The 12,924-nt window shown below is 70.8% G+C and carries 14 protein-coding genes and 2 pseudogenes; 6 read left to right on the forward strand and 10 right to left on the reverse strand.

The window, feature by feature from the left end:
* The 4 genes from AB3K78_RS14835 to AB3K78_RS14850 all read right to left on the reverse strand — a co-directional run bounded on the left by AB3K78_RS14835 (window position 1) and on the right by AB3K78_RS14850 (window position 3,972).
* Window positions 1–1,353, reverse strand: coding sequence for an ABC transporter permease subunit (locus AB3K78_RS14835; protein WP_416444504.1), 1,353 nt, complete (start codon window positions 1,351–1,353; stop codon window positions 1–3).
* Window positions 1,354–1,413: 60 nt separating this feature from the next.
* Window positions 1,414–2,730: an ABC transporter substrate-binding protein gene (locus AB3K78_RS14840; RefSeq protein WP_416444506.1), complete on the reverse strand. Its 1,317-nt coding sequence runs from the start codon at window positions 2,728–2,730 to the stop codon at window positions 1,414–1,416.
* A 145-nt stretch (window positions 2,731–2,875) separates the two neighbouring features.
* On the reverse strand, window positions 2,876–3,736 hold the full coding sequence (locus tag AB3K78_RS14845) for an AI-2E family transporter (RefSeq protein ID WP_416444508.1): 861 nt from the start codon (window positions 3,734–3,736) through the stop codon (window positions 2,876–2,878).
* Window positions 3,721–3,972 carry a hypothetical protein gene (locus AB3K78_RS14850; RefSeq protein ID WP_416444510.1) on the reverse strand — a complete coding sequence of 84 codons (252 nt, stop codon included), beginning with the start codon at window positions 3,970–3,972 and terminating at the stop codon, window positions 3,721–3,723. The genes AB3K78_RS14845 and AB3K78_RS14850 overlap by 16 nt, the downstream gene beginning before the upstream one ends.
* A 190-nt stretch (window positions 3,973–4,162) precedes the next feature.
* Here AB3K78_RS14850 and AB3K78_RS14855 point away from each other — a divergent pair, with 190 nt between their 5' ends.
* Window positions 4,163–5,020 carry a DUF1266 domain-containing protein gene (locus AB3K78_RS14855; RefSeq protein WP_416444512.1) on the forward strand — a complete coding sequence of 286 codons (858 nt, stop codon included), beginning with the start codon at window positions 4,163–4,165 and terminating at the stop codon, window positions 5,018–5,020.
* The gene (locus tag AB3K78_RS14860; protein ID WP_416444514.1) at window positions 5,008–6,108 is read left to right on the forward strand and encodes a hypothetical protein; all 1,101 of its coding nucleotides are present in this window, start codon (window positions 5,008–5,010) and stop codon (window positions 6,106–6,108) included. Before AB3K78_RS14855 ends, AB3K78_RS14860 begins: the two co-directional genes overlap by 13 nt.
* On the opposite strand, the gene AB3K78_RS14865 is transcribed toward AB3K78_RS14860, so the two are convergent.
* From AB3K78_RS14865 to AB3K78_RS14885, 5 genes and pseudogenes are all read right to left on the reverse strand, one after another.
* A complete protein-coding gene (locus AB3K78_RS14865) occupies window positions 6,071–6,487 on the reverse strand; it encodes an ATP-binding cassette domain-containing protein (RefSeq protein WP_416447373.1) in 417 nt (138 codons plus the stop codon). The two genes, AB3K78_RS14860 and AB3K78_RS14865, sit on opposite strands and share 38 nt — an antisense overlap.
* Window positions 6,406–6,648 (reverse strand): annotated as a pseudogene (locus AB3K78_RS14870) (ATP-binding cassette domain-containing protein); the annotation flags it as partial. The gene AB3K78_RS14865 and the pseudogene AB3K78_RS14870, both read right to left, overlap by 82 nt.
* Window positions 6,649–7,219: 571 nt before the next feature.
* Window positions 7,220–7,783 (reverse strand): annotated as a pseudogene (locus AB3K78_RS14875) (ATP-binding cassette domain-containing protein); the annotation flags it as partial.
* Window positions 7,784–7,997: 214 nt separating this feature from the next.
* The gene (locus tag AB3K78_RS14880) at window positions 7,998–8,939 is read right to left on the reverse strand and encodes a cation diffusion facilitator family transporter (RefSeq protein ID WP_416444516.1); all 942 of its coding nucleotides are present in this window, start codon (window positions 8,937–8,939) and stop codon (window positions 7,998–8,000) included.
* Window positions 8,939–9,331, reverse strand: coding sequence for an ArsR/SmtB family transcription factor (locus tag AB3K78_RS14885; RefSeq protein ID WP_416444518.1), 393 nt, complete (start codon window positions 9,329–9,331; stop codon window positions 8,939–8,941). Before AB3K78_RS14885 ends, AB3K78_RS14880 begins: the two co-directional genes overlap by 1 nt.
* A 124-nt stretch (window positions 9,332–9,455) precedes the next feature.
* On the opposite strand from AB3K78_RS14885, the gene AB3K78_RS14890 reads away from it, so the two are divergent.
* The 4 genes from AB3K78_RS14890 to AB3K78_RS14905 all read left to right on the forward strand — a co-directional run bounded on the left by AB3K78_RS14890 (window position 9,456) and on the right by AB3K78_RS14905 (window position 12,166).
* Window positions 9,456–9,956: a hypothetical protein gene (locus AB3K78_RS14890; protein ID WP_416444520.1), complete on the forward strand. Its 501-nt coding sequence runs from the start codon at window positions 9,456–9,458 to the stop codon at window positions 9,954–9,956.
* 252 nt (window positions 9,957–10,208) lie between these two features.
* Complete coding sequence (locus AB3K78_RS14895) at window positions 10,209–11,045, forward strand: M23 family metallopeptidase (RefSeq protein ID WP_416444522.1); 837 nt, start codon at window positions 10,209–10,211, stop codon at window positions 11,043–11,045.
* Window positions 11,046–11,071: 26 nt separating this feature from the next.
* Window positions 11,072–11,782, forward strand: coding sequence for a DsbA family protein (locus AB3K78_RS14900; protein WP_416444524.1), 711 nt, complete (start codon window positions 11,072–11,074; stop codon window positions 11,780–11,782).
* 66 nt (window positions 11,783–11,848) lie between these two features.
* Entirely contained in the window at window positions 11,849–12,166 is a 318-nt protein-coding gene (locus AB3K78_RS14905) for a zf-TFIIB domain-containing protein (protein ID WP_416444526.1), read from the forward strand.
* A gap of 104 nt (window positions 12,167–12,270) precedes the next feature.
* On the opposite strand, the gene AB3K78_RS14910 is transcribed toward AB3K78_RS14905, so the two are convergent.
* Window positions 12,271–12,885 (reverse strand): TetR-like C-terminal domain-containing protein, encoded by a 615-nt coding sequence (locus AB3K78_RS14910; protein WP_416444528.1) that lies wholly within the window; start codon window positions 12,883–12,885, stop codon window positions 12,271–12,273.
* Window positions 12,886–12,924 lie beyond the last annotated feature (39 nt).

Below are 12,924 nucleotides of genomic sequence, written 5' to 3' on the forward strand. Positions count from 1 at the left end.
CTATCGACTCCGATCTTCGCGGAACCTGCGGACGTTGATGATCATCGACGGGATGACGAGCACGAGCAGCAAGATCGAGAGCGCGCTGCCGAGCCCCTGATCGTTGCCGCCGCCGAACGACACCGTCCACATCTGCACGGCGATCACGGTCGCGTCGGGGAGCGAGGACGGCGGCGGGATCACGTAGACGAGGTCGAAGATCTTGAGCACGTTGATGATCAGGGTGACGAAGACGACCACGAGCACGGGGGCGAGCAGGGGCACGGTCACCCGGGTGAACACCTTCCACTCGCTCGCGCCGTCGATCCTCGCGGCCTCCTGCAGGGATCGGTCCATCGCCGAGAGCCCGGAGGCGATCATCACCATGGCGAAGCCGGCCCAGATCCAGATGTAGCTCAGGATGATGACGGCGGTGACGAGGCCGGGCCCGAGCCACGGCACGCCCTGGAAGCCCGCCGCGAAGTTCGACGCGGGCAGGCGCACGGTCGCCTCCCCGCCGCCGACCCCCGCGATCGCGAAGGTGCCGTCGTCCGCGGTGGTCGCGGTGCCGACGACGGATCCGTCGGCGCCGACGGCCTGGACCTCGACTCCGGGCAGCCCGCGCTTGCCGTCGCCGAGCGCGCCGACGGTGCCGCCGCCGCCCTTCACGAAATCGAGCCAGACGGTGCCGGTCAGGGCGCCGGCCTTCGGCTTCGCGGCGACGGCCGGTTTCGCGCTCGCCGGCAGTGCGTCCGGCTTCACGCCGACGAGCGGGAACTCGGCCGGCCGGCCGGCCGTCGCGACGAGCTCCAGACCGCCGTCGCGGTTCTCGATGCCGAGATCCGGTCGCGGTCGGGCTCCCGGATACCCGGCGGACGTCCCCGCCGCGTCGCTGATCGCGACGAGGCCAGCGTTGACGGCGCCCAGCTGCGGGTTCTCCTGGAACGTCGTGCGGAAGATCACGCCCGCGGCGACCATCGAGATCGCCATCGGCATGAACAGGATGAGCTTGAACGCCGTGCCCCAGCGGATCTTGTCCAGCAGCACGGCGAAGATGAGTCCGAGGATCGTGCAGCTGATCGGGACGACGAGCACCCAGATGAGGTTGTTGCGGATCGCCGTGAAGGTCGCGGGATCCGTGAACATGGTGAGGTAGTTGCCGAGCCCGAGGAAATCGGTGCCGGCCGCGTCGTAGAGCGACCGCCAGCCCGAGTAGACGACGGGGTAGGCGACGAGCGCCCCGAGCAGGATCAGTGCCGGGGCGAGGAACAGCCCGGCCGTGACGATCTGGCGGCGCGAGACCGTTCGACGATGCCGCGACCCGCGTCCGCCCGTCTCGACTCGGCGCATGACCTCGGTCTGCGTGGTGGCCACGGATCCTCCCTCCGTGGATCGGGCCCGCGCCGGAGCGCGGACCCGATCCCGCTCGACGAACTACTTCCAGGCGGCCGCAGCCGCGGCTTCGAGCTTCTGCTGGGTCCCGGCGACGTCGCTCGGGTTCTGGAAGAAGTCGATGAGGATCTGCCATTCGCCGGCGCCCTTGGTGCCGCCGAAGGCGCTGGGCGCGAGGTCGGACATGTCGAACCGGAACGTCTTGGCCCCCGTGAGCGCCTCGGCGATCTGCTTCGAGGTCTCGTCGGGGTACTTCGCGGTGTCGACCTTCGAGTTCGGCGAGGTGAATCCGCCGAGCTCCACCCAGACGGTCGCGGCCTCGGGCGACGCCAGGTACTGCATGAGCGCCGCAGCGCCCGCGTTGTCCTTGAGCTGCACGGCGGCGTTGCCGCCGCCGACCACCGAGGGGCCGGAGCCGTCGATCGCGGGGAAGTCGTAGAACTTCGCGTTCTTGCCGACGACCGACTTGGTGCTCGACGCGATGTTGCCGGCGACGAAGTCGCCCTCGTAGACCGTGCCGGCCTTCGGCGGATCGCCGAACACCGCGGTCACCGAGTCGCCGAAGGTGCGCTGAGCGGTTCCCGGCTGGATCAGGGTCTTGTCGCCCCACAGCTTGCCGAGGGTCTCGAGCGCCGTCTTCACCGACGGGTCGGTCCACGGGATCTCGTGCTTGCTCAGCTGGTCGTACTTCTCGGGGCCGGCGGTGCGCAGGTACACGTTCTCGAACCAGTCGGTGAGCGGCCACCCCGCGTCGGCGCCGATGGAGAGTCCGTACACGCCCGAGTCCGAGACGGTTCCGAGCTGCTTCAGGAATCCGTCCCAGTCCTTCGGCACCGAGGCGCCGGCGGCGTCGTAGACGTCGGTGTTGTACCAGACCGTCGACTTGTTGGACCCCTTGAACCAGACGCCGTAGAGCTTGCCGTCGACCTTGCCGAGGTCGACCCAGTCCTTCGAGTAGTTCTTCTCGATCTCGGCCTTCGTCGCCTGGTCGACCTCGACGAGGGCCTTCTTGGCCACGAGCTGCTGCATGAGGCCGGGTTGCGGGATCACGGCGACATCCGGCGGGTCGCCGCCGTCGACCTTCTGCCCGAGCACCGTCGCCACGTCGCTGCCGTAGCTCGTGTAGTTGACCTTCGCGCCGGTCTGCTGCTCGAACTTGGCCAGGACCTGTTCGAAGTTCTTCTGCTCGGCGCCCGACCAGTCGGCGGCGACGTTGAGGGTGACGCCCTTCAGCTCGGTCCCGCCGCCCCCGCTGCCGCCACCCCCGTTCCCGCCGCCGGAGCAGGCGGTGAGGGCGAGCGCTGCCGCGCCCGCGAGTGCGATCAGGGCGGTGGGGATCCGTTGCTTCCGAGACTGCATGATGGGCATCCTTTCCCCCGTTCCGGGGGCGGCCCTGCCCCTGGACGGGCTGCCTTCACGCTACGTCGGTACTCGGATGGCGGCACGGATCGTGACCTGGTCGTTACCTTGTCCCGAGGGGGTTGACCGTCCGAGCCGGACCCTGCTATTCAGCCGGAGGGGCCTCGGTCTTCGCGTCCTGTGCGGGGAACACCACCTTCTGGATGATGATGATGAGGCTCGCCGCGACCGGGATGGCGACCAGCGCGCCGAGGATCCCGCCGAGCGCGCCGCCGCCGACCGCCGCGATGACGACCATCGCACCGGGAACCGCGACCGCCTTGCTCATGATGCGGGGGCTGAGCACGTACGCCTCGACCTGCATGTAGACGAGGTAGTAGATGATCGACACGAGCGCGGTCAAGGGCGAGGCGAACAGGCAGATCACCGAGTTGATGATCGCGGCGCTCAGCGTGCCGACGAGCGGGATCAGTGATCCCATGAACGCGATGAGCGCGAGCAGCGCGGGCATGGGCGCGCCGATGATGCTCAGGAAGACGAGGCTCAGGATGCCGTTGATCAGGGCGAGGCTGGCCTGGCCGATCACGTAGCGGCCGACGGCGCCCGAGACGTCCTCGAGGAGCTCGGAGAAGCGGGGGCGGCGGTAGGCGGGGACGAAGCGCGCGGCCGCCTTCTTCATGGAGCGCAGCGAGGCCATGAAGTACAGGGTGAGGATCAGCACGATCGTCACGCCCGTCGCGCCGCCCGCGATCCCGGCGCCGACGGCGAGGATCCCGCCGCCGATCTGGGTGAGGTTGTTCGGGTCCTGCAGGAAGCTGACGGCGCCCTGGATCGCCTTGTCGAAGGTGTCGCCGTACTGGCTGGTGACGTCGTGGTACCAGCTGCTCGCGGTGAACTCCTTGATGAGGCGCGGGGCGTCTTCGATGAGGCCGGCGACCTGCTGCACGAGCACCGGGATCACGGCCACGACGATGCCCGCGAAGGCGGCGATCACTGCGACGACCACGATCGTGACCGCGGCCGGGCGGGGAGCTTGCGCTCGATGAAGGAGACGATCGGGTCGAGTCCGAGGGAGAGGAACAGCGCGACGCCGATGTAGATCAGCACGGTGGCGAGCTGCCCGACGATCGAGCCGATGAGGAGCGCGACGAGCACGCCGAGGGTGCCGACGAGCCCGAAGGTGAACGGCTCGATCCTCGCGATCGGAATCGCGCGCCGGTTCTTGGCATCGTCGGCTTCCACAGCGCTTCGTTTGATCCGCACGTTGACCTCTTCCTCGGGCTGATGTCCCCACAGTCGAGCATTGCGGAAACGCCGAGTCAAGTCGAGCGGGCCGGCGGGTGGTGGCGGCGCAATTACCCATACACTGTTCCGGTAATGTGCCGAGGCCGGAGCGCATCCGCTCGGCCGCTCGCGAAAGGATCCCCCTCCTATGGAAATCGTCACGCAGCTCTTCGACTGGTTCTGGGACCCGGCGAACGCCGTCATCCGATGGATCATCATCGGCGTCCTCGTGCTGGTGCTGCTGTTCATCGTGATCTCGGTCGTCGCCAAGTTCGCCCCGCTCGCGCACCACAAGGACCACCCCGTCGATACCCGCGAGGCGAACCTGCTCGCGCTCGGCTTCCAGCAGATCCTGAACTCGGGAGAGCTCTGGAACGACCCTGCGGCGAGCACGCTGTCCGAGTCGCAGAAGCGGGAGCTGGCCCGCATGTGGGGGCTGAGCTCCGCCCGGGACGTCGTCGACAACGTCGAGCGCCTCACGACCGAGCGTCGCAGGCGGGCGCTGTGGCAGCAGCTCCTCGCGCTCCGCGCTCGTGCGGCCGAGGCGAACGGCGGTCGCCGCCCCAGCGAGCGGCAGTGGATCGCGGCCATCAAGGAAGCCGGCGGAACGGGCAAGGGCGAGGAGCGCGACTTCGTGCGCGCCGTCATGTACTACGAGAACGAGTTCGGCAAGAAGCTGTTCCCGGCGAACGAGCCGGTGGTGAGCTTCGACGGCTACGCCCTCGGCCAGGCCGTCGCCGTGCCGGTCTGGGGCGTCGGCATGGGCCTCATCTCGCAGGCGGACTCGATGCGGCTCATCGAGCACGTCAACGGGATCGCCCGCTCCGAGTTCGAGTCCTGGGCCGCGTTCGGACGCAGCTACGCGCTCGGCCGGGTGATGCACTGGAGCGACGGCACCATGGACGAGAAGCAGGCCCGTCGCGGAGCAGACGCCGTCACGGCGATGCAGCATGCGCTCGACGGAAAGCGCCGCGGCCCCTGGGGGCTGCTGCCGTGGCGGATCTGAGCCCGAACGGAATCGGCGGGGCCACGGACGCACCGCTGCTGGGCGATGCGACGGTGCTCGACGCCGCGCCGACCCTCGGCGAGATGCGTGAGTACCGTCGCGACGCGGCGCTGCCCTGGTACGGCGGGCTCCCCGCGGTCGCGGCCGGAACCCTGCTCGGCACCGCGGTCATCCTCGCGGCTACGGCGCTCGTCGCGCGCGCGGCGGGGCCGGGAGACCTCCCGCTCGTCGCTCGCCTCGCACTGCTGCTCGCGCCGCTGTCGTGGTCCGCGCTGCTGCTCGGCGGCTTCGCCTGGTGGCTGCGGTGGCGGTTGCGGGACGTGCGGCTCTGGCGCTTCGCGCGCGCGAACGGGCTCGGCTTCGTGCACCGCTCCGCCAGCGGTGCGCGCGACTGGCGGATCGCGCGCACCGGCCTCGGCTTCCCGAAGCACCTCATCAACACCGAGCACGCCGCACTGTCCGGCGACGGGATCGTGCTCGCCCGCAACCGGCCGACGGCGAAGCCCGGCGGCGGCGCGCAGCTGCGGCGGCCGTTCGCGTTCGCCCAGGTCGACCTCCCGCGAGAGGTCCCGCACATCGTCCTCAGGAACCGGCGATCGCGCGTCCTCGCCCTCGCCGGGCTCGGACTCGGCAACCGCGTCGTGCTGGGCCTCGAGGGCGACTTCGACCGCCACTTCACGCTGCTGTGCCCCGCCGGGTACGAGCGCGATGCTCTCGAGATCTTCACCCCCGATGTGATGGCGGCGCTGATCGACGTCGCCGGCGGATGCGAGGTCGAGCTCGTCGACGACCGCCTGCTGCTCTACTTCCCCGTCGGGCTGCCGCTGTGGCGGACGGAGACCATGGACCGGGTGCAGGCGGCCGCGGCGCTGCTGCGCGACCGTTTCGGGCGGCAGACGCGCGGATACCGGGACGAGCGCGTCTCGCTCCCGCGGCGCACTCCTGCCGCGGGCGGAATCGCGCTCCAGGGACGGCGGACGACGAGCGGCACGGGGGTGCCCGCGGCGGCCGCGGTCGCGACCGCCGCGGTGCTGCTGCTCAGCGCAGTGGTCACCGTCCTCTCGGTGCTGGTGCTGCCGGGGTCGTAGCGGGCGAGAAGCCGGCGGACGAGCGCAGCCCGCCCGCGCGATCCAGCTCGAGGGTGACGTCGATGCCCAGTCGGGAGAGGAAGCCGTCGTCGTGGCTCACGACGATGAGCGCTCCGCGGTAGGCGTCGAGCGCCTGTGCGAGATGGTCGACGCTCGCCGTGTCGAGGTTGTTCGTCGGTTCGTCGAGGATCAGCAGTTGCGCCGGCGGATCCTGGAACAGGAGCCGCGCGAGCGCGACGCGGAACCGCTCGCCACCCGAGAGCGATGCGACGGGACGATCCGCTGCGGCCCCCGGATCAGCAAGCGCGCCAGGAGGTTCCGGGCGGTGCCGTCCGCGACCTCCGGCGCGGCGTTCCGCACGTTCGCGAGGGCGCTGGATTCTTCGTCCAACCGCCCCTGCCGCTGGTCGAGGAAGCCGACCCGGTCCGTGTGCAGGCGGGCCTCGATCCGATTGCCCGGCGCGCCGTCGACCGCCTCCGCGCCCAGCAGGCGCGCGAGCAGGGTCGACTTGCCCGCGCCGTTCGGCCCGATGAGGGGCAACCCGCTCGGGACCCTGGATCAGCGTCGTGCGCCCATCGTGCACGAACTCGGCGATGCGTCGGCTCGCGCGCACGTCCGGGTCGGGCAGCACGAGGCTGATGCGTTCCTCGACGCGGACCCGGGCGTCGGCGCGGTCGACCGCCGCCTGCGCCGCGGCGACCTTCTCGTCGAGCGAGGAGCGCATCGAGCCGGCGGCGTTCTGCGCCTTGCTCGCACGGTTCCCGGCGAGGATCTTCGGGATCCCTCCGTCGCGCTGGGTCTTCTTCCCCGTCCGCTCGCGCCGGGCGAGCTTGGTCTCGGCTTCGGCGCGCTGGCGCTTCTCGACCTTCAGGATCTGCTGCGCCGAGCGGGCTGCGGCGACCGCCGCCTCCTGCTCGCGCTCCCGATGCTCGAGCCAGGCGCTGTAGGGGCCGCCGAAGGCTTCCAAGCCGGCAGCGGAGAGCTCTGCGGTCGCGTCCATCGTCTCGAGCAGCTCGAGGTCGTGGCTGACGACGATGAGCGAACCCGGCCAGTCGGCGAGGAGTTCGCGCACGCGCGCCCGCATGCCGCGATCGAGGTTGTTCGTCGGCTCGTCGAGCAGCGTGATCGCCGTGCGCTGCAGGCGTCGGCCCTCGATGGCGACGAGCATGGCCTCCCCGCCCGACAGCTCGGCGACGCTCCGGTCGAGCGCGAGGTGCGGGATCCCGAGCCGGTCGAGCGCTTCCGCGGCCCGACCCTCGATGTCCCAATCGTCGCCGATCGTGTCGAAGTGGCGTTCGTCGACGTCGCCGTGCTCGACCGCGCGGATGGCAGCGAGCACGGGGGCGATCCCGATGAGGTCGGCGACGGTCGCGCCGGTTCGGAGGGTGATCGACTGCTCGAGGACGCCGACCGGCCCGGATGCGGTGACCTCTCCGGAGGTCGGCCGGAGGTCTCCGGAGATCAGCTTGAGCAGAGTGGACTTCCCGGCACCGTTCCGGCCGACGAGACCGGTGCGGCCGGTCGGGAAGGTGCCGTTCAGTGCGGTGAATGCGGTGGCCCCGTCGGGCCACTCGAAGGTGAGGTCGCGGAGGGCGACCGCGGGTGCGATGGACATGACGCTTCTCCTGAGTGCGCGTGCGCTGCTGGGTGCTCTCGATGGCGCCGCGAACGTCATCCCGAGCGCGCGGAGGCGCGGCGGACGGGTGGGTTCGCGGCGGCGGGGAACCGCGGCCGCGCGGGGCGTCGGATCACGAGGATCGCCGAGCGCAGCGGCATCTCGGAACGGATGCGGCTCGGTCTGGGGCGCCACCGGCGGTGCGGTGGCTAGCGTCTGTCGATCTCGATGAGCACGGGACGATCCTACCGGAGGTGCGGGTGCGCCGGAGCGGCTAGGCGTGCCGCACCGCGCTGCCCTCCTGGTCGCGGATCTCCTCCGTCTCGATCTGGAACGTCGAGTGCTGCACCGAGACCTTGAAGTGCTCGGCGACGCAGGACTTCACCGTGCTGAGCGTCTCGGCCGCGTGGCCGTCGGTGAAGCACTCGTCGTCGACCACGATGTGGGCGGTGAGGGTCGGCAGGCCGGTCGCCACGGTCGAGGCGTGCAGGTCGTGCACGTCGAGCACGTGGTCGAGACGGAGGATGTGCGCGCGCACCTCGTCGAGATCGAGGTCCTTCGGGGTGAACTCCATGAGCACGCCCGCCGTCTCCCGCATGAGCGTGAAGGCCCGCGGCACGATGAGGGCGGCGATGAAGAGGCCCGCGAGCGCGTCCGCCTGCTGGAAGCCGGTCGTCGCGATGACGATCGCCGCGACGATGACGCCGAGGGAACCGAGCGCGTCGTTCATCACCTCGAGGAACGCCGCCCGCATGTTGAAGTTCGCGCCGCGGCTGGACGACAGGATCAGCAGGGCGACGATGTTCGCGACGAGGCCGATCGCGCCGAACACGAGGAGCTCGCCCGCGGGGACCTCGGGCGGCGCGAAGAGACGGCGGACGCCCTCGATCGCGGCGTAGACGCCGACGGCGAGGAGCAGGGTCGCCTGGCCGAGCGCCGCGATCACCTCGATGCGGCGGAAGCCCCAGGTGCGCTTCGACGAGGCGGGGCGGAGCATCAGCGTCCCGGCGATGAGGGCGACGAGCAGGCCCGTCGCGTCGGTCAGGGCGTGCGCCGTGTCTGTCAGCAGCGCGAGGCTGCCGGTCACCCAGGAGCCCACGGCCTGCGCCACGACGATGATCGAGGTGATCGCGAAGGCGATCGCCAGCCGCTTGCGGTGATCTCCGGGGTGCCCGGCCTCGCCGATCGCCGGTCCGTGGTCGTGTCCTGCGCCCATCAGTCGTCCTTTCGTTCGGCGGTCGGTGCCGCGGGTCGGGGGCTCCGGAGGTGCGAGCAGAGGGTCGCCCGCGTGCCGGCGGCCTCGAGCAGCGCCTCGGCTGCGGCGATGACGGTGCTCAGCCGCTCGGGGTGCGCGAGCGAGTACCAGGACGCGCGGCCGTCGGGGCGGACCGCGACGAGGCCGCACTCGAGCAGGAAGCTCAGGTGCTTGCTCACCGTGGACTGCGCGAAGCCCAGGTGCTGCACCAGATCGCGCACCCGGTGCTCGCCCGATGCGAGGTGCTGGAGCACCGCGAGCCGGGTCGGATCCGCGAGCCCCTGGAACAGGTGGGCGTAGGCCGCGGTGGCCTGCGGGTCGAGCACGACCGGTTCGCTGTGATTCATCGTCATGTGACGATGCTATCGCTCATTGGCGATTTTGAGAAGGGTCGATTCTCCCGACGATCTCAGGGACGGATGTTAGCTTTGCTGGGTTTTCGATTCGTCCGCGGCGATTCTGACCGGGAGGTGGAGCATGGGGCAGGCCCGCGCGCACGCGCGCTGGAACGCGACGGGTTCCGCCGCGCCCTGGCTCGTCCTCGCGGTCGCCGCGATCGTTCTCGGGCTGCTCGGAATGCACGCGCTCCGCGACGTCGACCCGGCGCACGGCGCCGCGTCCCCCGCGCCGTCGAGCGCCGCGGCCCCGGCGACGAATACCCGGATCCCGGCCCACGACGGACCGGTCGCGGCCGCCACGGTCTCGGGCGCCGTCGACCGAGGCCTGACCGGCCAGGAGCGGGTGCGCAGCACCCCGGCGGAGGGCCACGACACGGCAGCCCCGATCGGCGGTTGCCTCGACCTCGTCTCCGTCTGCGTGCTGGCGCTCCTGCTGACCTTCGCGATCGTGCTCCGCCGGAACCGCGGGCGCACGAGCACCCGCTCCAGGCGGGCGTTCGTCGTGCTCCGCGCCCGCGCCCCCGGGCGCCCGTTCGTCGAGCCCCCGTCCCTGCTCCAGCTCTCCGTCCTCCGTACCTGATCGTCGGTGCGCGCCGCCGACCCCGTCCGATGCATCCGCGTCGGACGCGGATCCGCCGCGCAGCAGCCCGCGCCGCGACGCCCCGTCCACCGGGGCCGCCCCGCGATCACCCGACGACCGATACCCCGAGGAGTCTCCGATGCGCTCGACCAAGCATCCGTTCCGAAACCCCATTGTCTTCACCGCGCTCATCGTGCCGGCGGCGCTCGTCGTCGCCGGACTGAGCTACGCGCTCACGGCGGTGCTGTTCGCGTGAGCACCGAGTCCCCGAGCACGCCCGAGCCGCAGCGCCGAGCCGAGCTCCGCACCCCGAACCCGATCCACCTGATGTCACCCGACGCGTCACAGTCCGCCATCGGCGCCGGGGCCGGACCCGAGGCCCCCACCCGCGCCGGCGCAGGGCGGTTGCGCCGTGCGGTGACCGCGACCACCGCCGCGCTCGGCGCCTGCGTCATGGTCGCGGGTCTCGCCGCGCCGCTCCTCGCCCAGCCGCAGCAGGCGGGAGCGTCCGGATCCGGAGCCGGGTTCGCGCTCGCCGCCGCGGCTCCCGCCCAGCACCTGAGCGGCACCGGAGGGACCGCCCTCGGATCCGGTGAACGGGCCTTCGATGCCGTCTCGCCGATCGAGACGGCGCCCGAGGCGAAGCCGGGATCCCCCGACCTCTCGGGGCTGTCCGACTCGAAGGTGCGCTACCCGTTCGATGCGCAGGTGCCGCTGACCGATCCCTTCGGCTACCGCACCGCCCCCGTCGCCCAGTTCCACGACGCGCAGGACTTCGCGGCGGCGGACGGCACGCCGATCCGCATCATCGCGAGCGGGATCGTGCTCGAGGCCGGGCAGACGATCGACGGCTGCGGCTTCGGCCTGAAGGTGCAGCACAGGATCGGTGGGCGCGATGTCACGAGCCGGTACTGCCACATGCAGAACGATTCGAGCAGCTTCCAGGTCGGCCAGCAGGTGAAGATCGGCGACACCGCCGGCCGCGTGGGGGCGACGGGCATGGCCTTCGGCGCGCATCTCCACCTGGCGATGCGGCAGGACGACAAGCCCATCGATCCCATGGTCTTCCTGACCAAGAACGTCCGGTGACCGGCGGAACGGCAGAGGAGCAGCGCATGACGACCCCGTCCGATCCCACCGCCCCGAGGCGGCTCTCCACTTCGACGCGTGCGGCCCTCATCGTGATCCCCGCGGTGATCCTGCTCGCCGTCGTCGCGATCGCGATATCGATCCTGGCCCGGCCGGCGGTCCCCGAGCGGAGTGCCGACGCATCCGCGCCGTCGTCCGCGCTCGTCGCCTCCGACTCCCACGTGCTCGACGACGGCGGGCCGGACGCCCCGACCCTCGTCGAGTTCCTGGACTTCGAGTGCGAGGCGTGCGGAGCCTTCTACCCCTACGGCGAGGAGATCCGCAAGCAGTACGACGGCAGACTCACCTACGTCATCCGGTACTTCCCCATGCCGGGGCACAAGAACTCGATGACCGCCGCCCTGGCGGTCGAGGCGGCCGCCCAGCAGGGCAAGTTCGAGCAGATGTACCGGCAGATGTTCGAGACCCAGGCGGAGTGGGGCGAGAAGCAGACGTCCGAGGCGCCGCGGTTCCGCGAATACGCGCAGCGCCTCGGGCTCGATCTCGCGGCCTACGACGCCGCGGTTGCCGATCCGAAGACCCGCGAGCGGGTGCAGAAGGACTTCGATGCCGCGCGCCTGCTCGGCGCGACCGGAACGCCGACCTTCTTCCTGGACGGGCGCAAACTCGAGCTCACGAGCGTCACCGACCTGACCGACGCACTCGACCGGGCGCTCGCCGCGAAGCCCGGCGCCTGACCCCGCGTCCGAAGCAGTCGGACCACCGTGACCACCGAATTCCCGCACCACCGAAGGAGAACCATCATGAAATGTCCCATCGACGCGACCGACCTGGTGATGTCCGAGCGATCCGGAGTCGAGATCGACTACTGCCCGCAGTGCCGGGGCATCTGGCTCGACCGCGGCGAACTCGACAAGATCATCGATCGCGCCGCGGTCGAGTACGGACGCGGGGCACCCGCCGCTCCTGCCCCGCCGCAGGCGCCGGTCGACGACCGGGGCCGCTTCTCGGATCACGGACGCGACCGGGGCTACGACCGCGGTCATGACCGCGAGTACGACCAGCGCTCGGGCAAGAAGCGCCGCCGCGAGGGATTCCTCGGCGAGCTCTTCGACTTCTGATCGACCGGGGCCGGCGTACGCGACAGCGGGCCGGGGTCCTCCTCATCGGAGGTATCCCGGCCCGCTCTCGTTCGCGCCGTGCGCCGACTCGGCCGCGTGCCGGCTCAGTCGCGCGCGTCCTCGGGCAGCGCCGCACCCAGCTCGCGCATCGCGGTGCGCGCCGACTGCCGGACGATCTTCTCGGTGATGGGCGCTTCGCCGGGGAGCGCGGCGCGCAGCAGCAGCGGCCCGTAGAGCAGGTCGATCACGTACTCGGGGTCCTCGGGTGCCTCGATCTCGCCGCGGTCGACCGCGCGCTGCAGCATCCGGCGGCAGGACTCCCGCTGGGGGAGGATGAACCGGGAGGCGAACAGCTCCGCGACGACGTCGTCCTTCGCGCTGGCGTCGAGCAGCAGGGGGATCAGCTCGCGGCAGACGCCGTCGGTGTACATGTTCACCTGATCCTGCACGACGGATTCGATGTCGCCGAGCAGGGTGCCGGTGTCGGACGCCGGGTCGAGCGCGTAGCGGTGCACGGCGACGTCGACCAGGAAGTGTCCGAGCGAGTTGTACCGGCGATAGAACGCATCGCGGTTCGTCCCGGCGCGGGTGATCAGGTCTTTCATGGAGATCGAGCGGATCTCCGAATCGATGGCGAGCCCCTCGAACGCGCGCTTGAGCGCTTCGTCGATGCTCTTGTCGCGGGGTCGCCCGGAGGAGGTTCCTGCTGCTTTGCTCATTGATCGTCAAGGATAGAGCATCGACCGTTTTTCCTTACT

The sequence above is a fragment of the Leucobacter sp. HNU genome, from assembly GCF_047946755.1.
In the GTDB taxonomy this organism is placed as follows: Bacteria; Actinomycetota; Actinomycetes; order Actinomycetales; family Microbacteriaceae; genus Leucobacter.

Bases quoted from the DNA above. Each gene is read 5' to 3' on its own strand.
- AB3K78_RS14840 (WP_416444506.1), bottom strand. From the start codon at position 2,730: ATGCAGTCTCGGAAGCAACGGATCCCCACCGCCCTGATCGCACTCGCG.
- AB3K78_RS14855 (WP_416444512.1), top strand. From the start codon at position 4,163: ATGGAAATCGTCACGCAGCTCTTCGACTGGTTCTGGGACCCGGCGAAC.
- AB3K78_RS14880 (WP_416444516.1), bottom strand. From the start codon at position 8,939: ATGGGCGCAGGACACGACCACGGACCGGCGATCGGCGAGGCCGGGCAC.
- AB3K78_RS14885 (WP_416444518.1), bottom strand. From the start codon at position 9,331: ATGACGATGAATCACAGCGAACCGGTCGTGCTCGACCCGCAGGCCACC.
- AB3K78_RS14890 (WP_416444520.1), top strand. From the start codon at position 9,456: ATGGGGCAGGCCCGCGCGCACGCGCGCTGGAACGCGACGGGTTCCGCC.
- AB3K78_RS14900 (WP_416444524.1), top strand. From the start codon at position 11,072: ATGACGACCCCGTCCGATCCCACCGCCCCGAGGCGGCTCTCCACTTCG.
- AB3K78_RS14905 (WP_416444526.1), top strand. From the start codon at position 11,849: ATGAAATGTCCCATCGACGCGACCGACCTGGTGATGTCCGAGCGATCC.
- AB3K78_RS14910 (WP_416444528.1), bottom strand. From the start codon at position 12,885: ATGAGCAAAGCAGCAGGAACCTCCTCCGGGCGACCCCGCGACAAGAGC.